The sequence below is a fragment of the Mucilaginibacter gossypiicola genome, assembly GCF_900110105.1.
Lineage (GTDB): Bacteria > Bacteroidota > Bacteroidia > Sphingobacteriales > Sphingobacteriaceae > Mucilaginibacter > Mucilaginibacter gossypiicola.
Genome location: NZ_FOCL01000001.1, coordinates 905,467 through 928,921, shown reverse-complemented (window position 1 = coordinate 928,921; position 23,455 = coordinate 905,467). Strand labels below are relative to the sequence as shown.

The 23,455-nt window shown below is 41.7% G+C and carries 14 protein-coding genes; 8 read left to right on the top strand and 6 right to left on the bottom strand.

The features are described from left to right. Positions 1 to 192 precede the first annotated feature (192 nt). From BMX50_RS03935 to BMX50_RS03920, 4 genes are all read right to left on the bottom strand, one after another. On the bottom strand, positions 193 to 1,605 hold the full coding sequence (locus BMX50_RS03935) for a cellulase family glycosylhydrolase (protein ID WP_167667797.1): 1,413 nt from the start codon (positions 1,603 to 1,605) through the stop codon (positions 193 to 195). Between the two features lie 164 nt (positions 1,606 to 1,769). Continuing rightward, a complete protein-coding gene (locus BMX50_RS03930) occupies positions 1,770 to 3,236 on the bottom strand; it encodes a glycan-binding surface protein (RefSeq protein WP_143065080.1) in 1,467 nt (488 codons plus the stop codon). Between the two features lie 24 nt (positions 3,237 to 3,260). Beyond that, a complete protein-coding gene (locus BMX50_RS03925) occupies positions 3,261 to 4,850 on the bottom strand; it encodes a RagB/SusD family nutrient uptake outer membrane protein (RefSeq protein ID WP_091208605.1) in 1,590 nt (529 codons plus the stop codon). Between the two features lie 31 nt (positions 4,851 to 4,881). Continuing rightward, positions 4,882 to 8,073, bottom strand: coding sequence for a SusC/RagA family TonB-linked outer membrane protein (locus BMX50_RS03920; protein WP_091207906.1), 3,192 nt, complete (start codon positions 8,071 to 8,073; stop codon positions 4,882 to 4,884). Between the two features lie 1,056 nt (positions 8,074 to 9,129). Between BMX50_RS03920 and BMX50_RS03915 the strand changes: the two genes are divergently transcribed. From BMX50_RS03915 to BMX50_RS03900, 4 genes are all read left to right on the top strand, one after another. Then, on the top strand, positions 9,130 to 11,976 hold the full coding sequence (locus BMX50_RS03915; protein WP_091208603.1) for a TIM-barrel domain-containing protein: 2,847 nt from the start codon (positions 9,130 to 9,132) through the stop codon (positions 11,974 to 11,976). An 89-nt stretch (positions 11,977 to 12,065) separates the two neighbouring features. Beyond that, entirely contained in the window at positions 12,066 to 13,655 is a 1,590-nt protein-coding gene (locus tag BMX50_RS03910; protein WP_091207903.1) for a GH39 family glycosyl hydrolase, read from the top strand. Between the two features lie 159 nt (positions 13,656 to 13,814). Then, positions 13,815 to 15,362 carry a carboxylesterase/lipase family protein gene (locus tag BMX50_RS03905; protein ID WP_091207901.1) on the top strand — a complete coding sequence of 516 codons (1,548 nt, stop codon included), beginning with the start codon at positions 13,815 to 13,817 and terminating at the stop codon, positions 15,360 to 15,362. An 867-nt stretch (positions 15,363 to 16,229) separates the two neighbouring features. Continuing rightward, positions 16,230 to 17,930, top strand: coding sequence for a cellulase family glycosylhydrolase (locus BMX50_RS03900; protein ID WP_091207898.1), 1,701 nt, complete (start codon positions 16,230 to 16,232; stop codon positions 17,928 to 17,930). Positions 17,931 to 18,114: 184 nt separating this feature from the next. Here the strand turns inward: BMX50_RS03900 and BMX50_RS34720 are convergent, their stop codons facing one another. Together BMX50_RS34720 and BMX50_RS03890 are read right to left on the bottom strand one after the other, a co-directional pair. Continuing rightward, a complete protein-coding gene (locus BMX50_RS34720) occupies positions 18,115 to 18,279 on the bottom strand; it encodes a hypothetical protein (RefSeq protein WP_208864634.1) in 165 nt (54 codons plus the stop codon). 664 nt (positions 18,280 to 18,943) lie between these two features. Further along, positions 18,944 to 20,314: an alpha-L-fucosidase gene (locus BMX50_RS03890; RefSeq protein ID WP_208864633.1), complete on the bottom strand. Its 1,371-nt coding sequence runs from the start codon at positions 20,312 to 20,314 to the stop codon at positions 18,944 to 18,946. A gap of 1,531 nt (positions 20,315 to 21,845) precedes the next feature. On the opposite strand from BMX50_RS03890, the gene BMX50_RS03875 reads away from it, so the two are divergent. From BMX50_RS03875 to BMX50_RS03865, 4 genes are all read left to right on the top strand, one after another. Further along, the gene (locus BMX50_RS03875) at positions 21,846 to 22,040 is read left to right on the top strand and encodes a cold-shock protein (protein WP_091207888.1); all 195 of its coding nucleotides are present in this window, start codon (positions 21,846 to 21,848) and stop codon (positions 22,038 to 22,040) included. Positions 22,041 to 22,214: 174 nt separating this feature from the next. Further along, positions 22,215 to 22,352, top strand: coding sequence for a hypothetical protein (locus BMX50_RS34420; protein WP_167443317.1), 138 nt, complete (start codon positions 22,215 to 22,217; stop codon positions 22,350 to 22,352). Then, entirely contained in the window at positions 22,349 to 22,666 is a 318-nt protein-coding gene (locus BMX50_RS03870; RefSeq protein WP_091207886.1) for a hypothetical protein, read from the top strand. The genes BMX50_RS34420 and BMX50_RS03870 overlap by 4 nt, the downstream gene beginning before the upstream one ends. A gap of 365 nt (positions 22,667 to 23,031) precedes the next feature. After that, on the top strand, positions 23,032 to 23,421 hold the full coding sequence (locus BMX50_RS03865; protein WP_091207883.1) for a hypothetical protein: 390 nt from the start codon (positions 23,032 to 23,034) through the stop codon (positions 23,419 to 23,421). Positions 23,422 to 23,455 lie beyond the last annotated feature (34 nt).

Sequence of the window (23,455 nt, the reverse complement as noted above, 5' to 3'; positions counted from 1 at the left end):
AGTTCCTTTATCCAAGCCTATTGTAGATAAAGGGAAATTAGAAGTGGTTGTTTTAAAAATGCCGGGACCTCCTGTTAAGGCCCCAGGCATTTACTTATAATCAACTAACTCTCTCTATTTATGTGTCACCTGCAGGGTGGTGCAGATAGCAGGTGTGGGAATCGAGTTTTTTACGGTAAATGTGCATATGCATCAGAAACCTCCGCCTCTTTTCAACGAATCCAGTGTACGCTGGTTGCCGATTTTATTAGTTTGACGGTTAAAAACGTCACTCGCCCACAGGAAAGGCAGTACGCCGTTAGTTTTCGCCTGCTGTGTAACATATCGATAATAGTGCATTTGCGAATTTACAGACAATAACGAATCGACCGGAAAGCCTTTCAACTTGTCCGCATGATACTCTGTCCCGAATTCACCCATAATTACAGGTATACCCTGATCTACAAAGTTTACTTTTGCAGTATGGAATATGGAGTCCACATAATGTTCTTCTGTAGAAGCCGCTGAATTTCTGTCCAGGAAAAGCGGATTTTTAGTGTGGAGGCTGGCCCCCCAAAAATAATTTTCTTTTCCCCAACTTGCATCGGCACTAAGAATGCAGAAATTCGAAGGAGTATAGTAATGAAATTCAAGAATCATTTTGTTAGGTGTCGGATCTACCGGTAACTGCACTACCTTATACACATTACTTGCTTTCAGGTATTGGTTTGCCAAATCTATTGACGTTGAAGGGGATTGAATTACGAGGGTACGATAAGTGTTTCGGCCGCCGGTACTACGCACAGCATTAATGAACGTTTGATGATAGCGCATTAACACAGTTGCTGTAGGTATATCCGTTGCGTTGGGTTCATTGGCACTTGCAAACAGTAAATGTTCGTCGAAATCCCTTAAGGTCGTAGCGATCTGTTCCCAATAAGCTTTTTGCTTGGCATTTATGGAGTCCTGTTTTGCACCTGTGGCTGTACAATCGAGCCAACCGCCGTCCCAATGGATATCGACCATTGCATACACATTATCATTGATACAGTATTGAACCACTTCCTTAAGCCGGTTGAGCCAGGCCGGATCTATTTTCGCCTTTGACCGGTCAATAATATGTGACATGTCATACTGTACAGGAATTCTGACTGCATTCATTCCGCTGTTTTTCACCAAATCAATGAGTTGCTGGCTAATCGCCGGGTTTCCCCATCCTGTTTCGCTACCGGGCGCCTCCATTGTATTATATATATTGTATCCCATCTTAATATTTGCTGCCAATTGCGTCACGGTGCTGCTCATGCCACTTGCGTCCGCTGGTTTTGGAGATATGTTATAGGATGGGTAAATTTTAGCGTTTTGTATAACGCTTATTCTTCTGTTTTGCCCGTTGCCGCTACTTAAGTTTAAAAGGACCGATCTGCTCATGCCGGACGAGTTTGCCGCGGCTGTTAAATTAACAACAACATCACCGCTATTTCCTGATGTCTGATTTAAATGTAACCATCCGATGCCCGAAGTATCTACGCTCCAGCTTGCATTAGTGGAAAATTTTAAGGCAATAGTGCCGCCAGCTTCCGGTATAGTGTCCGTTATGTTGCCAAGTGAAAGTTGTGCAGGCATCGTATTACTTTTTTTACAGGAAGCCACAATTAAAATTGCAAAAAACGCCCCTATAATCTTATATCTTGTTTTAATTCTCATTATCATAGTTCTGTGTACTTTAATAGAAATAATATCTTTTAATGCCCCATAGTAGTGTTACCTGGCTATGGGGCTTAAACTTTTTACTTAATTTTCACAACTCTAAAATTGTCAAACGCCGCATAAAAACCGGTTGCCGTATCTGAAGTACCATAATTATGTATGTAAACCAAACAAGTACTATTTCCTGAAGCGGTTAATAAATCGGCAATTTTAGCTATAGGAGCTCCTTTGCCTTCTCCAAGAGTAGGATCTGCTTTGCGGAACGAAGACAACGGAATAGTTACAGTTATCCACCCATTAGTAGTATATGGCGCGGTGATTGTGGCGGTTTTTTGCCATGGTTCCCACCTGGCTATAGGGCTGTTATCTATTCCGCTCAAAATATCAATCGTACCTCCGTTCCATGGTTTTGATACATTTACCTCAAACTTAAACGCCCAATTATCAACCGGATCATTCATATTGGATGACGGTACCCATTGTGCCGCCCCCATACGAATCGCATAACTTGAGTAAGTATTGCCTTCACCAGCAGACAGAACGCCGGTTTTCAGGACCATATACTGCGTAGAATTGCCAGGAAAGTCGGGGCTTCCGTTGGTATAATAGGAGCCGCCCCACCACTGCCAGTTGAAATTGCCACCCCATTCCCAATCAGATATTCTGCCGGTCGCCACATCATTCACGTTATACACAGTAGCCGCTGCACCAAACTTTGTTGTAACAGAAACCGGCCCGCTTTTCGTTAATGCCGGCAAAACAAAACGGACAGAACTGCCGTCGGCTGAAGACTTAAAGGACGTAACCGGTGTTCCTGCAAAAGATAATGACTCTATATTCTTAAGATAGGTGCCATAAACAAACACAGAATCGCCCGGAGTGGCGTTTTCGTTTGAAACGCCTGTGATCGTAGGAGAAGCAACTATTTTAAAATTGGCACTTCCAGCCTTTGCTGTCACCATTATCTGGTCGGTAGGCGTGGCCGCTGGCATCACAAAGCCAAGGGCGGTTCCGTCCAGGCTTGATTTAAATGATGAAATCTGGGTGCCACCATATAAAAAGCGTTGAACGAGTACCAAATTGGTGCCATATAAATAAACAGAATCTCCCGGGGCGGCGAATACATTCGATATAGCAGTGATCGTCGGCGCTGCAGGCCCTAATTTGAATGCGAAGCTTGTAGAACCTGCGGTTGTCGTGTACTTCACTGTATAAAGCTTGGTTGTATCAATGGTTGAGAACTGTATTACAGGGATTTGCACTACAGCACTGTTAGAAGCAAACAAAGCAGTATTAAAACTGGCAGGAACCCCGTCAAAATAGATTTGAGTGGCATTTTGCAGGTTTTGTCCGGTTATTACTACCCATTGACCTTTTGCAACTGCATTGTGCAACACCGTATCATTTGGCGATGCTACGTAACTCCTGATATTTGCGATAACCGGCGGAGCGCTAACATTTTTGTCTTTTTTACAAGCCGGTAATAATGCCACTGCCATCAGGAATAGCGGCAAAAAACACAAGCGTAGGTATGATTTTTTCTTCATCACAATATGTTTTAATGTTTTTAATTAATAATATGGTACCGGTGGCTCAGCTAATTTCGGGTCACTGGTCAACTCTGATGACGGAATTGGCAACGTAAATGAATTGATAGTTGCCGGAAGCGTAGATGGTAGCTTAGTGGTGTCCCTTGTAGCTATTTTCGTTGCCGGGTCATAAGTAAACGAAATCCGACCGTGAGTTGCATCCTGATCATTAAGAAACTTCACAGCATTAGTTGGATCATAATAAGAATACCTAACGAGGTCTATCCAATATTGTCCTTCAAAGGCCAGTTCAACTCTTCTCTCCGTACGCAGTGTAGCAGGGGTCAGTACAGTCACAATATCCACACCGGCCCTTGCCCGCACTTTATTAAAATAGGTTAGCGCGTCACCGTCGCTTGTTGTAGTATTATTGCCCAAAATAGCTTCGGCATATACCAAATACACATCGGCCAATCTAAGAATCGCATTGTGTTCGATGGATGACCATGTATCCATTGTTGGCGAATTGTTATCTTTCTCGTTGCCAATAATGTGTTTTTTCAGGCCCGTACCTGTCGCCTTATAACCACCGCCGGCAGCATTCAATTCGGGATAAAAATCTCCGTTGAGCATAATAGTGGCTTTGCGCCTTACCGTATCCTTAGCAGAATACATCCGGTATAAATCATATGTTGGCTGTAAGGGTTGCCAGCCACCTTGTTGTTGAGGAAGTACAACGGCCGTTGGCGAAAAATAAGTTTGTAAATTGTTGCCGTTTCCATAACCAACACCTGCGGCCCATTGAAGCGAAAATAATGATTCAACGTTATCGTTGTTTTGCGCCTTGAAAAGGTCATAATAACTGGGAAGCAAACTCAACCCACTATTTTTACACACATTGCCCGCATACTTTTTGGCACTATCTAATAAAGCCTGGTCGCGGCTGCCACTTTTGCCTAAACCCGCCATCGTCAAATATACCTTGCCCAGCATTCCCTGCGCCGACCATGTAGTAACCCGCCCTTTTTCATCTGTTTTGGGGAGGTATTGTGCTGCATAAGTCAGGTCTTTAGCAACGAATTTATAGACATCTGAAGCAATGTTGCGATTACGCAGCGGATCTTGTATCAGTTTGCTGTTATCTTCAATAATTGGCACTGCACCCCAATATACCGCCAAATGATAATAAGCTACGGCACGAATAAATTTTGCCTCACCAATGGCAGCATTTCGGTCTGCTGCAGAAATGGACGGAGACGCCTGTTGTTGTATGGCATTGATAACCCCATTACATTGCGCTATAACATTGTACAACCCAACCCAACCAGTTGTCACGAGGCCATTTTGCGGGGTAATAGTGCGTGTAAAAAGCTGTACCAAATCGTTACTATACTGAAAGCTGCCGGTGCCGCTCAATACGTCGCCAAGTGGTAACCAGGCGCCATTGTGCCATTGCCACCACAACGAACCGCCGTAGAGGCTTGCCGTAGCCAGTCGTAAATCGGAGGTGGTTTTGTAAAAATTATTAGAACTTATCTGCGAGTTGGACGGACGGTCCAAAAAGCTCTTTTTACATCCGGCCACTGCTGCCGCACATAGCAGGATGATAATAATTTTGTTAATTAATTTCATAAACATATATTTTTAATCGGTGATCGTTTTATTATTTCAAGGTTATGTTTGCACCAATAGTAAATACCCTTGGCTGCGGATAATAACCGCTGTCCCAACCTGCCTGAAGCGGGTCCCACGAACCAATTTCAGGATCCATACCTTTATATTTTGTAATTATGAATGCATTGGATACATTGGCATATATCCTAACAGACTGCACAGATATTTTTGATAAAAGACTTTCCGATAAGCGGTAACCTAAGGTGATATTTTTGCACCGCAGGAATGAACCATCCTGGATCATCAAACTATTAGGACGATTATTGCTGTTGGTATTGTCATTTCTCAACCCTACAACGGTAGTATTCGGATTGGTAACATATACATTGTTAACATCGGATGGAGAGCCGTTAGGATCTACCATAGCCAATTTTGCATAATTTAATACCGATGTAAAATAGGTAGTATGATTTTGCGGATCTGTTTGCGGTACCGCCATTTGATTGAACACCTTGTTGCCGTAACTGCCACTGAAGAAAATATTCAGATCAAAATTTTTGTAGTTAAATGTATTATTGATACCATACTGGAATTTGGGGATTGGGGAACCCAAAAAGGTTTGGTCTTTTGAGTCGATAATACCGTCACCATTCAAATCCTTGAACATACGGTCGCCGTACCAGATACCGCCGCCCGATGGAGAAATCGGATAAGGGTTACCATTTGGGTCGGCAGGCCGGGCATGGTTTTGAAAATCTTTTGGAGTTGCAAAAACCCCGTCAAATACATAGCCATAAAATTCGCCAATGGGCTGGCCAACCGTAGTTTTTTCAATTATATCGTTAATTACATAAGATTTCTTGCTTAAGTTGGCCTCACTTCCCCCCGCACCTAAGTAGATTACTTTATTAATATTCCGCGATATGGTAAAAGAAGTTTTCCAGGTGAAATTTTTAGAATTAATATTGGTAGAGTTAATTTGCAAATCAAATCCTTTGTTACTTAGCGAGCCGACATTGGCATAAGGCGCTTGCATGGACCCCGGCCCATAACCCGCAACAGTACCAGTGTATCCTGGAAGCGGCACCTGTAATAAAAGGCCGTGTGTTTCGCGGTCGTAAACGTCTAATGAAAAACCTAACCGCCCATTCCAAAACGATCCGTCTATCCCGGCACTGTAATAATCTGTTTTTTCCCATTTTACAGACGGGTTTGCCAAATTGTTTTGAAACTGCGCTGTACCTGATAGGCCATTAGCAACCGATGCAAGTTGGGTTACAAAGGTGTTGCCCGGTATGCCTTGATTGTTGGTAAGACCATAACCGAGTCTCAATTTCAATTCATTTATACTTTTCACCCCTTTCAAAAATGCCTCATTATTGATTTTCCAGGCAAATCCACCTGAATAGGTAGTAACCCAACGATTATTAGCTGGAAAATTTGAAGAACCATCGTTTCGTAAATTGCCGGTGAGCAGGTATTTATCAGCCCATGAAAAATTGATACGGCCGAAATAGGATTCCTGTGCAGAGCCGCCAGTGGGGTTTGAATTTGAATTATCGCCGAAGTTTGTGGCCGTAGTAGCATCCCCTGCACTAAGCGCCTGTACATTGTTTGAAGGAAAATTCCTTCGCCCGCCGCCAACATTTTCAAAAGTGCTCTCCTGCGATTCATGCCCTGCTAAGGCATCGATATGAAATTTATTGAAATTATGGTTGTAAGTTAAAAAATTGCGTATTACAATATAGAAATTTTGGCCGGCGGAAGAGGAACCGCTGTTAGGACTGGGAGTGCCTTTACCAAAACTATAAGTTGGCGAAAACTTATCTTCCGTATTAAAATCGAAGTTACCGGATAATTCATTTCGCAGCGACAGATCTTTAGTGAACTGTATTTCAGCATACACATTGCCGAATATTTGATTCCTCCTTTTTAGGTCTTTGACAATGCTCGCTAATGCCACCGGGTTGGCAACAGGTTGTACCCAACCGTTGGTGTTTGTAACACCACCCCAGGAGCCGTCACTGTTGGTTACCGGAACATCCGGGGTAAGGCTTAATGCGGTGCTGATTACATTGCTGGCAGTTGAATTTACATTTTCATTAATATGCGCCAATTGAAGGCTGGTTCCTATTTTTAGCCAACTAGTGGTTTTGTTATCTAAATTCAGCCTTAAGGAGTATCTTTTAAAATCAGATCCAAGAGCTATCCCTTCCTGGTTAAAATACGAGGTTGATAGTAAATATTGGGTTCTGGCATCCCCGCCGCTTACAGTAAGTGTATGATTCATCATCGGCGCTTTCCGGAATAATTCTTTTTGCCAGTCGGTACCGGGACCTAAATATTGGGGATTGGCAAATTCGGGCCTGGCATCGAAGCCCCAAACAGCGGCCCGGGCATTAATAAAAGTGGCAAGCTGTGGCAAATCTACTGTTGGGAGCCGCTTGGCTATTTCCTGGTAACCGGTATAAAAATCATAAGTTATCCGCGGCGGTCCGGCTTTGCCCCTTTTTGTAGTGATAACTACTACGCCATTGGTTGCCTGCGAACCGTATATGGCTGTCGCCGAAGCATCTTTCAACACATCTATTGATTCAATTTCGGCAGGATTGATGCTATTTAATGGATTAGAACCGTTACCGGGGTCGGAAACCGGAGGGATAATAATACCATCTATTACGTACAGTGGCGAATTAGAGCCGCTTATTGACGACACACCACGTATTTGAATAGATACACCGCCTCCAGGCTGGCCCGACACTTGTTGAACCACAACCCCTGCAACCTTACCCTGCAGGGCCTGGTCAAAAGTAGTTGGTTGCGTTTGGCGCAAATCGGCTCCCGATATTGAACTTATAGAACCTGTAACGTCTTTTCTTCGTGCCTTAGCATAACCGATAACAACAACCTCGTTTAAATTGCTGGATGTTGAATTGAGCCTAACGTTAATTGCACCTGTTTGTTTAACCGTTATTTCCTGCGGCGAAAACCCTAAGAAGCTAAATACAAGTGTTTTGCCAGGTGCAGCTGCTATCGAATAATTACCGTCTGCGCCGGATGCAGCACTATAGCTTGTTCCCTTAATTTTAATAGTTGCTCCTGGTATCGGTTGGCCGTCGTCTGCACTTGTTACTTTACCCGTAATATTAACGGTTTGTGCGTGAGCGGAAAGACAGAAGAATATGCCCGCCACAATTAATGAAATCTTATATTTCACTCTCTTTTGTAAAATTTTATCCATCTGATAATAGGATTTTAAGGGTTGATAATTGGTTCATTGTTGTTTTGTTAGTAATTAATTTGCTTTTCTCCATTCATAATTATTTGTCATACTTTTTTATACCGACGAGCTCTTTTTGAAACTATCTGATGTTCTGGATGAAAATGATTACCAGGATAATCACATAGATATTGGAATACTGAATGCTTTTATGAAATACAGAGCTGATGGGTGAGTATCTTACTTAAGCGGTATTAAGTGGCTCATAACAGTTTTTCGTAACTGTACGGCAGGAAAATAGCGCAGGTGCTTATAAGTACGCGTTTGGGCATAATGCTTAGTTTAAATTAGGTTACTATTAAAATTGGTTATCTCGTCTTAACCATTGTGTTGGTATCAGACAGGCGGCAGTGATATAGAACAAATGACGCTTTGTAGAAGATAAAATTAGAGGGCTCGACGCAATCGATTGTTTACAAATAGGGATACAAATGTTAATCTTGGTTAGTTTATTGATTTTCAGTTATTTAAACTAATTATGCGTTGGGGTTCAGAAGAAAACAAGCCAAAATGATTAACAAAATGGGCAAAAAAAGGAGCAGGAATTCAATATTGACTTGAGTAAATGGGAACTTTATTGGTAGTGATTTGCCATGAAAGACAATAAATTTATTATGAAAATATGGTACAGGCAGCCCTTGTATCATATTAGAAGATACAGTTAACTCTGACTTTTAGATAATTGACAGAGCCGTTAAGCAGATAGGATGATAAATTGACCGGAAATTTATGCAGATAAAATTAATCTTGTCAGTCGTTTGGTTTAATGCGAACTTACTTCAGGACGCTTTAAGCATTATATTCTTTGTATTGCTTGTTGCTATATATTAGGCTATCTAAATGTTAATGCATCTCTGGTGATTAATTAACATTTGTGTCCCTATTTGTAAACAATCGATTGCGTAACCGCTTTTTACCTTTAGCCCATCGAAAAACGAGAAGATTTTGTAATCGTCTTGTGCTATTATGAACCTGTTTATTGGTGTAATCAATATTATAACCTATTTAATTAATACTATGCTAAAGCGTATACTACTGTGTACTTGTACTTTTTTTTCAGCTGCTTCATTTACGCCTGCTGTTGCCCAAAATGTTTATAAAAAAGTAACCGATGGAATTATTGTTAAACTGTCTAAAAAATCAGCGCAGGATGCCGGCCTGCTCAGGTTGCAGGTTATTTCTGATAAAATTATTCATGTAACGGCAACTCCCGAAAGCTCCTTTTCAACAAGTAAAAGCTTAATGGCAATTGACGGTGCCAAATCTCCTGTTTCCTGGAGTGTTGTTCAAAAAGGTAATCAGTTATTGCTTTCAACATCATCGGTTATCGCACACGTTTTGTTGCCTCAGGGTACGGTGAGCTTTACCGATAAGGCAAATAAGCTTATTTTAGGTGAAAGCGCCGACCGGACATTTGTTCCTGTATCAAATAATGGCGAAAGCTCATATCATATTGTTCAAAGCTTTAACAGTCCGGCCGATGAAGCCATCTATGGTTTAGGTCAGCATCAAAATGGAATCGTAAACTTTAAAAACCAGCATCTGGAACTGTTCCAGAACAATACAGAGGTAGCTGTACCTTTCCTGGTTTCAAGTAAAAATTATGGTATCCTGTGGGATAATTACTCCTTAACTAAGTTTGGTGATAGCCGCGATTATCAGTCTATTTCGGAGTTGAAGCTATTTGCCGCAGATGGGAGTGAAGGTTGGCTAACTGCTACTTATGCTAAAAAGACAGATTCTGCTGCTGTTTTTGTGCAACGGCCGGAATCTAATATCGATTATTCCTTTTTGGAGGATATGAAAAATTTCCCCCAAGGCTATAAATTGGGAGAAGGAAAAGTGAGCTGGACAGGCTCTATTGCATCAGCATATACCGGAAGCCACCAGTTTTGGCTTAAATATGCAGGTTATGTAAAGATATGGATTGATGGTAAGTTACTGGCCGACCGCTGGAGGCAGGGCTGGAACCCAGGCACTGCGGTATTAAATGTCGATCTGATCAAAGACAAAAAATACCCCATTAAAATTGAATGGCTGCCCGATGCAGATGAATCATTCATCGCATTAAAGTGGTTAAGTCCACTAAGTCGGGAGCAGCAAAATAAATATGCATTCGACTCAGAATCGGGCAATCAGCTCAATTACTATTTTGTATATGGAAAAAATGCCGATGACATTATCAGCGGGTATCGTACCATTACCGGCAAAGCTGTAATCATGCCTAAATGGGCAATGGGCTTATGGCAAAGCCGTGAGCGTTATAAAACCCAGGATGAAGTATTGAATACTGTAAAGGAGTTCAGGCGCAGACAAATACCGCTGGATAATATTGTTGAAGACTGGTCATACTGGAAGGAAGACCAATGGGGAAGCCAGGAATTTGACGAAAGCCGGTTTCCTGATCCTGCCGGAATGATCAGCACACTACATGATGAGTACCACACTCATTTTATGATCTCTGTATGGGCTAAATTTTATGAAGGGATTGAAAGTTATAAATACTTTGATAAAAATGGCTGGCTGTATAAGCGAAATATAGCAAACCGTCAGCGGGATTGGATAGGTAAAGGGTATTTCTCCACCTTTTATGACGCTTACAACCCGAAAGCAAGAGAGGCCTTCTGGGGGCTGATGAATAAAAAGTTGTATACCAAAGGCGTAGACGCATGGTGGATGGATGCTTCAGAACCGGATATAACCTCGAACCTGAATATACAAAGCCGCAAAGATTTTATGAACCCTACTTATTTAGGATCATCAACACAATATTTTAACGCATTTCCGCTTCAAAATGCAAAGGGCATTTATGAGGGACAACGCGGAACCAATCCAAATGAGCGTGTATTTCTGTTAACCCGCTCGGCCTATGGAGGCTTACAGCGCTATGCGGCAGCTACCTGGAGCGGCGACATTGCTGCCCGTTGGGACGATATGAAAAACCAGATCCCGGCCGGGATCAATTTTGCCTTGTCGGGTATACCTTACTGGACTATGGACATAGGTGGTTTTGCAGTTGAACATCGCTACGAGCAACCAAACGAAAAAGATTTGGCCGAATGGCGCGAGCAAATAACACGCTGGTACCAGTTTGGCTCATTCGTGCCTTTATTTAGGGTGCATGGCCAGTTTCCGTACCGCGAAATTTATAATGTAGCTCCCGAAAACCATCCTGCTTATCAGAGTATGCTTTATTATGATAAGCTACGCTATCGCTTAATGCCTTATATCTACAGTTTGGCAGGCATGGCATACCATCATGATTATACCCTAATGCGTGGTTTAATAATGGATTACGGGCAGGATGAAAACGTGAAAAATATAGCCGATGAGTATCTTTTTGGTACGGCTTTGCTTATTAATCCGGTTTACAAATATCACGCAACCAACAGGAGTATTTATTTACCAAAGGGGAACGGCTGGTATAATTTATACGATGGTGAATACACAGCCGGAGGGCAAACTATAACGGCAGATGCACCTTATGATCGGATCCCTGTATACGTAAAAGAAGGTTCAATTATCCCTTTTGGTCCTGAAATACAATATACCGGCGAAAAACCGGCCGATCCGGTCACCTTATATGTATACACGGGTAAAGACGCGGAATTTACCATTTATGAGGACGAAGGCATCAACTATAACTATGAAAAAGGCGCCTTTAGTACGATACAATTGACTTATAATGAGGCAAAAAAAACGTTAACCATTGGCGATAGGAAAGGCAGCTTTGCCAATATGATAAGCAGCAAAAAGTTCAAGGTGGTATGGGTTAGCAAAAATAAAGCTGTTCCGCTGCAATTTGAATTGAATAATAAGCAGCAGGTAAAATATGACGGGAAAAAAGTAATACTGAAATTTTAACCTTTAAATCATTTGTCAATCAGCTTAAAACGGAAATAAAGATCTAACAATCAGTTACCTCCTGGTATGGGGAGTATTCAACGATCAATATGAAAAAGAAAATTTTACCAATTATTTTAGGTAGCCTGCTTTTTAGCAATGTTTTTGCCCAAAATAACAATCTAAATAAAACGCCTAACGCAAAAAGGGTAATCAGCCTTGATTTTAAAAAAGAAAAAGGAAGTTTTAATACCTCGTTTAAAGAATGTGTAGGGGCGGGGCGTGCAAATGAGGGTTTACGGGCCGATTGGCAGCAACAGCTGGCTACTGTAAGAAATGAATGCGGTTTCAAATATATCAGGATGCACGGTTTGCTGACGGATGATATGGCTGTTTACCGCGAGGACCGGAATGGAAACCCGGAATATAACTATCAATATGTAGATGCCCTGTACGATTATATTTTGAGTATAGGCATGAAGCCTTTTGTTGAGTTAGGGTTTATGCCTGGCGCGCTTGCGAGTGGTAACAAAACCATTTTTTGGTGGAGAGGGAATGTAACACCGCCCAAAGACTATAAGAAATGGGAAGGCCTGATCAGAAACCTCACTCAGCATTTTACCGAACGCTATGGAACTGATGAGGTTAAAACATGGTATTTTGAAGTTTGGAATGAACCCAACCTGAAAGATGGCTTTTGGACAGGTTCGCAGGATGATTATTTAAAACTTTATCAATACAGTGCGCATGCCATTAAAAGTGTAAACCAGGCCTATAGAGTTGGCGGGCCGGCTACTGCTGGCGCAGCGTGGGTACCCGAAATGATAAATTTCTGTAGCAAAAATTCGGTGCCTATTGATTTTGTCAGCACACATGCCTACGGCGTTAATCAGGGCTTTTTGGATGAATATGGATCAACCGGCACTGTACTTGCTAAAAATAAAGAAAGCGTTAGCGGCGACGTTTGGAATTCACGCAAACAAATAAAAGAATCTGCAATTCCGGGGCTGGAGCTACATTATACAGAATGGAGTTCATCATATACACCAGCCGACCCGATACATGATAGTTATCATGAAGCTGCATACATACTTGAGAAGCTTAAACAAACAGGTGCAGCAGCCAACTCCATGTCGTACTGGACTTTTAGCGACATTTTTGAAGAAGCAGGGCCAAGATTTACACCATTTCATGGTGGATTTGGCTTGATGAACACGCAGGGAATAAAAAAATCTGCTTTTTTTGCTTATTCGTTTTTAAATAAATTGGGTGAAACCGAGATAGCTAACCAGGACAGTTCATCCTGGGCCTGTAAAAACAAAAAAGGTGATGTTCAGGTGCTGCTATGGGATTATACTTATACTTTACCCGATTCTGTTAATAATCAATCTTATTACATCCGTGATCTGCCCGCCAAATCAAAAGGAGAAGTTGAATTGGCTATAGCCGGCATGCCCGGTGGAAAATACAGGTTAGAGGTTTACCAAACAGGGTACAAAGTAAATGATCCTTACACCAGCTATCTTTCGTTTAACAAGCCCGACCAGCTTAGCAAAGCACAGGTAGCGATGCTTAAAAAGCAGAATAATGGTGCTGCAATTCTGAAAGAGAATATCACTGTAAGTAGTTCAGGCATATTTTCAAAAAAACTTCAGATCAGGGAAAATGATGTTTTCCTGATCAATATGATCAAGCTTTGACAGCTATTCAATTCACCGGGTTTCGTATTTACATGAAGCTCATGGTTGATGCTTTTATCGCCGGTGCTGAACATTATTTCACGAAACTATACAACCTTAGTTCAGATAGTTGTGAATCAAAAGGGCTTAAATTAGTTTTAGTCAGTCAACTATGATTTTATGAGACATTTGATTTGTTCATTTACTTTAGTACTTGCTATTACAGTTGTTAATGCGCAACCCGCCCTGGTTAAGGTGAAAGAAGGGTTGCTACAGGGAACAGCTAAAAATGGCCTTTCAATTTATAAAGGTATTCCGTTTGCTGCGCCGCCGGTTGGCGAGTTACGCTGGCGTGCCCCACAGCCCGCTGCAAAATGGGACGGCATCCGTATGGCCGATAAATTTGCGCCGGAACCCATACAGGGAGCAGCCCCTTTTTCAGGAAAAAGTGAAGATTGCCTGTACCTGAATGTTTGGTCGCCGGCTAAGTCGCCGGGCGACAAAATTCCGGTACTTGTATGGATCTACGGTGGGGCTTTTAATTGGGGTGGCACTGCCGAACCTGGTTATAATGGCGAAAAGCTGGCGAAAAAGGGTGTAGTGCTGGTAAGTATCGCTTATCGCGTAGGCCAGCTCGGATTTTTGGCACATCCCGAATTAAGTGCCGAAAATCCGAACCACGTATCGGGCAACTACGGCCTGCTCGATATGATATCTGCTCTTAAATGGATTAAGGAAAACATAACGGCTTTTGGTGGCGACCCTGGCAGGGTTACTATTTTCGGTGAATCGGCAGGGGGGATCGCAGTTAGCATGCTATGTGCAAGTCCGTTAGCTAAAGGATTATTTGTGGGCGCTATTTCCGAAAGCGGTGGCTCATTTGGCCCTACACGCATCACAACTTATCCGGGCGAAAATATGAAAACCCTGCATGATGCGGAAGCTGCAGGTGAGGCCTATGTTAAAGGTGCCGGGGTTTCGTCAATAGCCGATTTGCGAAAAGTGGATGCTGATAAGCTTCCGGGAGTACGCGGGCTGGCATGGCCTATTGTTGATGGCTGGGTAATTCCCGATGATCAGCATAAACTTTATGAGGCTGGCAAGTATAACGATACGCCTGTATTGATAGGCTACAACTCTGACGAAGGCGCCAGTTTCTCGCCGCCTAAAACCCCCGAAGATTATATTACCGCCGTACGGAACCGCTATGGAAAGTTTGCCGATGAACTAATTAAGACTTATCCTTCCGGCACCGGTACGGTTGCGAAAACAGCCCGCGATCTGACTCGTGATGCGGCATTTGGCTGGCAAACATGGAGCTGGGCTACCTTACAGGCAAGTAGAGGCAAATCGAAGGTTTTTTATTATTATTTCGATCAACACCCTGAATATCCCGTAGGTTCCCCTCAAGAGGGTTACGGATCGCCGCATGCACAGGAAGTTGCTTATGTGTTCGGAACGCTTGACGCTTCAAATCCGCAAACAAGTAAAACAGATCTGAATATCTCGGATGCGATGAGTACTTATTGGACAAACTTTGCGAAGTATAGTGATCCCAATGGGCCCGGCTCAGCTAATTGGCCGGCATTTAGCGCTACTCAACCCACGGTTATGTACTTTTCCCAAACTGCGCATACCGGCCCAGTTCCGGACGCGGGGGCGTTAAAGGTATTGGACACTTATTTTAAATGGAGGCGTTCGCCCGATGGTAAAACCGGCGTTCAATAAAGTATAAAATCCAGTTAAAAAGCGGCTGATCATGATTATGGTTAGCCGCTTTTTTTGTAATTTATTTCCTCTGGGTGTGCTGGTAAATGTGTTCACTATCAGTGTGTTTGCCTTAGTTAATAGGCCCTTTATTCAAGCTGCACAAACAAAACACCTGCGTTATGTTAAGCTAAACTACGCTATCTCTAATCCTAACAGATGAAGAAATGTTGCATAAGTAAAATAAAAGCTCCCGAAATCATCTATACTAAAGCGTATCCTACCGTCCGATTTGACAAATCAAGAAAAAGAGCTTTCATAATTAATAAGATTACTCCTTTTTTAGGAAGAAAAGGGTATTTCTGAAGAAAAAAGGCCTGCAAATGCTGTTTTTTGCAAATGGAAACATTCTGCACCCTATTTTTTAACTTTTGTGCTCCGGTAGCAACTTAATTTTAGTACCAAATTAATAAACCAGGGTACTAATTAAAAATATAGCCATTATTCTAAAGGCTGTGATTTGAAGATTTAGCATCTGTTTTTTATTAATTATCCTTTGCCTTTAGGATAATAAATTAACCAATTAAACCGGTTCAAACCTGTTTTTATTCTTGTCTGTGAAAATGAAATTAACGTTAGCCTCTGCTTTGCGCAGAATAGCAACTGCATTATTGATTTTTTTAATAAATGCAGTTGCTGCAAAAAATGGTACTTACACATTGTGCAAGCGGTTAAATGGTTTCTTGTTTACAACCACTCCTAACATCATCTATATAAGCCTGTATGTTAATAGAATACATCTCCTCCTTTTAACCTCGTTGTCTACTACTTCACACTCAATAAACCAATTAATCACGACGATGACATCGTCAATTAAACCAATTTCTTATGAAGAAAAACTTAAATTATTTTTTATGCGTCATTGCAGTATTCGGATTAGCAAGCTGTAAAAAACAGGAGACTTTTAATCAGGGCGTTAAACCGCTTAATACAAATGCGGGTAAACTGAAAGTAACCAGCGTTTCGTACCCGAGCTACAACACCTCGCCGCTTGCGCCCGACCAAGCAGGAGTAACCAGTACTGCAGCCCAACTTGCCGCAAAATTTCAGTTAGGGTGGAATATTGGTAATACACTCGAAGCTACAGGTGGCGAAACGGCATGGGGAAATCCTACGGTAACCCAGGCGCTTATCGACCAGGTTAAAAAGGCCGGTTTCACTGCTGTTCGTATCCCTTGTTCATGGGATCAGTATGCCAACAGCAGTACAGCGCAAATTCAACAATCATGGCTCAACAGAGTGCAGCAGGTTGTTCAATATTGTGTTAACGACGGTTTGTATGTGATATTAAATATCCATTGGGACGGCGGATGGCTGGAAAATAATTGTACTACCGCCGCGCAGGCTGATGTTAACGCCAAACAAAAGGCTTTTTGGGAACAAATAGCTACCCAAATGCGTGGTTTTGATGAACACGTGATTTTTGCCAGTGCCAACGAACCTGCTGTATCAGACGCCACAGGGATGAGTGTGCTGCTTTCGTATCATCAAACGTTTGTTAACGCGGTCAGGTCCACAGGCGGGCACAATAGTTACAGGGTGCTGCTTATCCAGGGGCCCTCTACCAGTATTGACAACACTAATAATTTAATGAATACCCTACCTACTGATCCGGCATCAAATCGGCTGATGGTGGAGGTGCATTATTATACTCCCTTTAATTTTGCAGGTTTAACCGCAGATGCAAGCTGGGGCAGTATGTTCTATTATTGGGGTAGTGGCTACCATTCTACAAGCGATGCTTCACGAAATGCAACCTGGGGTGAAGAGTCAGATGCCGTTGCCGAGTTTCCACTGATGAAGTCAAAATTTATTGATAAAGGCATTCCGGTTATCCTGGGGGAGTATGGAGCAATTCACCGCCAGCAAACGCTTTCTGGAGATGCATTAACGTTGCACCTTGCCGGCAGAGCATACTATCTTAATTACATCACACACCAGGCATTACAATATGGTTTACGTCCATTTTACTTTGATGACGGATCGGCCGGTAATAATGCGTTCAGGATCATTAACAGGCAAACAAATGGGGTAGGCGATCAACAGGGCCTGGCTGCAGTAGTACAGGGAACGCAAAATAATACTTCGTCAACCATCCAGGTTGGGCAGGTTTACCAGATCTATAGCAGGAACAGTTTTAAAGCGTTGGAATTTACCGGATGGGGCACTGCTAATCAAACGCAGGCCGACCAATGGGATTATTTAGCAGGCGCAAATCAGCAATTTAAAGTAGAAGATGCAGGCGGCGGCTACTATAGGTTAACTCCTATGCATGCCACCGGAAAATGCCTGGAAGTTTATGGCTGGAACACAGGTAACGGTGGTCAGGTAGATTTGTGGGATTACAGTGGAGGCGCAAATCAAAAATGGTCGATTCAGATAACCGACAATGGATATTATAAGATCATTAATGCCAATAGCGGTAAGGCATTGGATGTTACTGGCGCTTCGCTTAATAACGGCATTGCTGTTGATCAATGGACTTACTCTGGAAGCCGCAATCAGCAATGGGGCTTTGTGAAAATATAATGTAACTGTTAAGTAGTATTATTGCCTTTTTAGCATGCCTTTTTCCAATGGTTATGTCATTAAATATTGAGGAATATTGACAATTTAAAAAGGCAAAAAAACAAGAAGCTGTTTCATAGCAATTATGAGGCGACTTCTTGTTTTTTAATATCAGCTATCTAACACTGTCTTTGCAAAATAAAAATCAATCGGTATTAAATGTCCACTTTGAATTATCACTGCGCATATCAAATTTTGCGAGTGTCAGCGTACTATCGCCTGAAGATACCAGCACCAGCGACTCTTTTGAATTAGGAATAGTCTTGGCATTATCCGGTAGGCACCATCGGTTAATTGGTCTATTCGCCATAGTTGTTCGGGTGCGCCGGTAAAAGGCGGTAGTGTTATTACTTCAGCTTCGGCCGTGAACGCAATACCCCGTCGGTTCCGTCTATTCCTATTTAATAATACGGGCTGTTTGGATATCCTCCCGCGTCAGGTACTGCCGTGGTTGTCCATTTTTGATGTGGCCGGGACATATAGTCGTCTATTCTGACGCCGATATTTCCGGTAGGCCATGTGTTGGCTACATCTGTTAGACACATCTTTTTAATCTTATCATTGATAAAAAAATGTCATTTCGACGAGCCAGGGTGGGGTTTGTGCGACAGAGGTGAGGAGAAATCTTCTACGCCCTGGTTTTACAAGTATAGTTGTAGAGCCCGATGTAGAAGATTTCTCTTTCGCTCCATTACTCAACCCACCGCTGCTCTATCGTAATGACAATTCTTTAAAGATGTATCCACACGATAGTCTCAAGAGGGGGCGCATTCTAATTATGTTTCGCAAGTTCAAGCGCTCTTCGCTTGAACTACGACCAAGCGTCCAAGCTTACGTTTATAACGTATTACGGGAGCGTGGACGCTTAATGGCGCGAGTTTTTAAGAACTCAATATTAAAATGCGACAGCCCCGCTCTCAAGAGTTTTTTTAAATCTCTTGCACAATTAATTGCTTATTATAATTAGTGGGCTGTTAATTACCTTTTGTTTTCAACACCAAAGTGGTTACGATTGGATCTAATTCTTCCTTGCCCAGGTCGAGATTGATACCGGTTGCATCCTGATGAAATTTAACTTTTTTACCATGTAACACTGAACACATAGTAACAGTCTGTTTAACTGGAGGTAGTTTAATAACAGTTTCTCCCTCAGATTTTTTGAGCAGGTGGATGTATATGTTATTGCCTTTGTAAGTAGCACCATAAAAATCATCAACGGGTTGAAAAGGCCCGGGACGAGTTTGATAGATACTCTCACCATTTTTCGCTAACCAGTTGCCCACTTCTTTCAGCCGGTCCACATGCGTTGGAGGAATAACACCATCCGGGTCTGGCCCAACATTTAATAACATGTTCCCGCCTCGATCAACAGTATTAACAAGCATAGTTATAATTTTTTCCAGCGGCATCAACCGTTGGGCTTTATTATATCCCCAGCTCGTTTCGTTAAGGTTCAGGCATTTTTCCCATGGGAAGGGAATAATAGGGCCTTTAACATCCGCGCCGCCTTCATCGGTCTGGAAATCTCCCACCATTCCTGATCTTGGATTAATAACCACATCGGGGTTATAGCTACGTACCATGGCATTAAGTTTTAATGGTTCCCAGAACCAGGCTGCATCGGCATCAGTACCTTTATGCGCCAGCCAGCCACCATCGTACCACAAAATATCTATTTTGCCATAGTTTTTCATTAGCTCTTCTACCTGCCCATACGTTTGTTTCTTGAGCAGGGCAGCGTTGTCAGGAAGCCCCTTGGGGTCGAAATAACCGGGAAAACGCCAATCCAGTGGCGAGTAATAAATACCTACGTATAAACCCGCTTTGCGGCAGGCGTCTGTATACTCTTTTACAAAATCGCGGTGAGCGGCAGTTTCCCAACTATCAAAATGCTTATAACTTGAAGGACTGTTCCAAAGGGCAAAACCGTCATGATGCCTGCTTACCATTACCATATACTTCATACCCGCCTCTTTCGCTACTTTAGCCCATTCTGCGGCGCTAAAATGCTTCGGATTGAATTGGTCTGCTAATTTGGCGTATTCCTCGGCCGGTATTTTTTGGTTGAACATGGTCCATTCGCCCGTGGCCGGAATTGCATATAAGCCCCAATGTATAAACATCCCAAATTTTTGATCTTCCCACCATTGCATCTTTTCGGGCGGAAGATTAGAGCCCGGCCCGGATACACCTTGCCCTACACCCTTTAATGAGGGGTAGATTTTACCTTTTTCCATTGATTTTCTTTCCGCGTCGCCCATTTCCTGGCTTTTTACAGCAGAAGAATAAGACATGAAAGTTAACGTAAGCCCGGTTGCAATAATTTTTATTTTTTGCTTAAACATAATTTACTTTCAGAATTAGCTATCTATATAATTGACATCACAACCATCTTCGAGTTTATAAAGGCTTTTACACAGAGGTTGTCATATGGTTATCTGGTTGCACGAAATTATATAAAACACTTTTGGCAGAATTATATTAATCAGACTTTCATTGGCATAAATCCGACCCTTTTTTGGTATGCTATAATAACCTTGACAAAAACTCACAGGTACCTGAAGGGCAACCAACCGTCCGGGAATATTCAGTATGATCCCAGTATTGTTTTGAAAAGGCGGTCAGGCGCCTTTTTCAGGGGCCATTACTCTCATAAGGCCCGGTGAGGTTATCTGCACGGTGTATTAAAACAGTGCGCATCCCACCTTTTGACCAGCTGATATTGAAAAGGTGTATCCTCCCGGGGAAAAGCCGGCAACTGGTACTATTACTATAAATGCAAACATTCGAAGCATAACAACATAAGTGCTATCAAGGCTCATGATCAGTTTCAGCAGATCCTGGAGTATATCAGCCTGTCCAGTGAACAAATTAATAGAATTAAAGACACTGCCGATGGATCGTTAGAAAACAGGCTTAAAGAACAACGCGAAACTATAAACCGTAAAAAATCAGAGCTAGCGGTACTGGAAGAGAAATTGCATTCACTGGAAGAGAAATGGATTGGTAATCAAATTGGTCGCGATACCTATGAACGTTGGTCATCGACCTATAATACCGAGATATTTACTATTAAGGCTTATATAGAACGGTATACACGGGATCAAGACCAAGGTTACAAAATTCTGAAGAGCATTTGCATCATCTTGGAGACTTGAAATATGTTTATAATCAGTCAGATACCATTGAAAAGAGAGTTTTTGTTTCAAAGGTGTTCGACAGCAATTTATACTATAAAAATGGCATCTATCGAACACCTACACTAGTGCCTGTACTTGCACATAACGAGCTGATAATGAGAGATAAAGAGTTGTTGATAATAGATAAAAAAAGGGATTTTCCTGAGAAAATCCCTTCGGGTGGAGCCGGAGGGAACGTGAAAAATCACGTAACAGGCTCACTTTCAATATCAATATTTTGGCTTTTTACACTGCTCACTATGTGCTCACCAAATGGCTACTAATAGACCTTATTATGCTACTTAGTTTATTATTATAAATATAGGATATATAGATGTTTTAAGCAACTATTTTAGTGAGAATGTCGACGAAAAGGAATGTATCGGAATGATGTAATAGCTCTATAGAGACCATACTGTTCTCTTGAAATGATTCCTTACCTTGAATTAGTCCTTTTTGGAAGAATCTTTGACGCAATTCGGTACAGTTTTGCCGTCTTTCTTTTTCATTCCTTCTTTAGTGTAGCGGGCAAGACTGAATATTACCCAATATAAGTCGAGGCATGAGGATACATTAGGCTTCAAATTGAAAAAAAAATCATACGTAGTGATCAATTTAACTTTTTGTTAAGTATTTTAAATAAAAAATAAATAACGAAATTTAATTTGTACCTTGCGTACTTATTAAAAAAGATATAATGCAAAAAGAAGGAACTGTGAAATTTTTTAACGCCACAAAGGGCTTTGGATTTATTTCGCAAAATGACAACAGGAGTGAAATTTTCGTGCACGTTACAGGTTTAATTGACGAAATCCGCGACAATGACCAGGTAGCTTACGATGTAGAAGAGGGCCGCAAAGGTCTTAATGCGATCAATGTTAAAGTAATCTAATCATCACAATATCAAATTCGCTGAAGCATCCATTGATAAAATTGGATGCTTTTTTGTTGTTTCTAACCTCGATGGTCACAAATAAGGGTTGAATGTACAAACACAATTTTATGAAATTGTTGAAGTGATTTCCTGGCAAACGCACATTGAAATGGTATTAATCAAAAAACAATCATGAGTAAGGATAAAGGTAGTAAAAACGTAAAAAAGGCTCCCGCAGTAGGCGGTAATAAGTCGACTTCAGATTATCAGGCAGGCAAAAAATCGGCATCAGGCGAGAGTGTAACAATTAATAAAAAGAAAAAAGATTGAAGACAAAGGGACTTATTAACACGCAGGTAATGGAATACTTGTTTGATCTACGGAACATAGCAATAGAACATGGTTTTAAACAAGATAAGCCATGGCAATTGAAATTGGTTAGTAAAGCCGATAAAATAGCGATTGAGAAACAATATCGTGTAAGCGTATCTGTTGAACCAGGTATTGAGCAACTTGCCCGAATGCTAAGCATGGTTGAGACGGCCCTCTCGTTTCCGCTCACAGAACCTATTCCATTGAAAGCTATTCACGTTAACGAATTACAATATCTGGTTGCGTACAACCCGATGGAGGAATGGCGTTAATATCATTGATTTACGATTAAAGCCACACGGAGTGAGGTGTTCTTAATGCCTGTAAAAGAAATAGTTATATTTGAATTCTTGACATATTAAGACCAAAGAGAACTCATTTAAAACCGTAGACTATATCTACATTATACTTGCCATCAGCACAATTGTTTTTTTTGCATTTATGGCCATCCGATCAACTTATGCCATTAAAGTTGCTGATGGTTCCGGCAAAATAAGCTCCCGCTAAACCTACGATAAACCCGAGACCGGTGAGCTGTATCTTTTGTTCATAATGGTTTCAGAATGAATGTTTTTACTTAATTTATAAGAGAAAATATTATTTACTAATATTTTAGGTTACCTGGCTAAAACTAAACATGCTGCATATTGTAGTAGCTGTAAACATTTACAGCAGCATGAACCCACTATTTTTTCAACTTGAACAAGGTTACCCATTAATGGTTATCCCGGATACAGCTGCTCATTTGAATGGCCATACGATAATTACCCATACGTACAGTATTTTTCTCGATATCGGCGCCGGTAATCCTTTGATAAGCAGGAGCAAAGAAAGTACCCTGCACCTCGAACGAATTAACGATCCTGAGTATTTCGGTTACATCACATTTGAATTACCTGGTAAACTCTTCACTTATACTGCAGACGGACAACGGGAATTGAATAATGATGAAGTGCAGGAAGTGATTGAACACCTGAGCGATATCCGCGATAACCCCGCGCTCTGGAACCAACTAAAAGATAATTAGCCGCCACGATTAATATTAGCATTTATCTAACCCC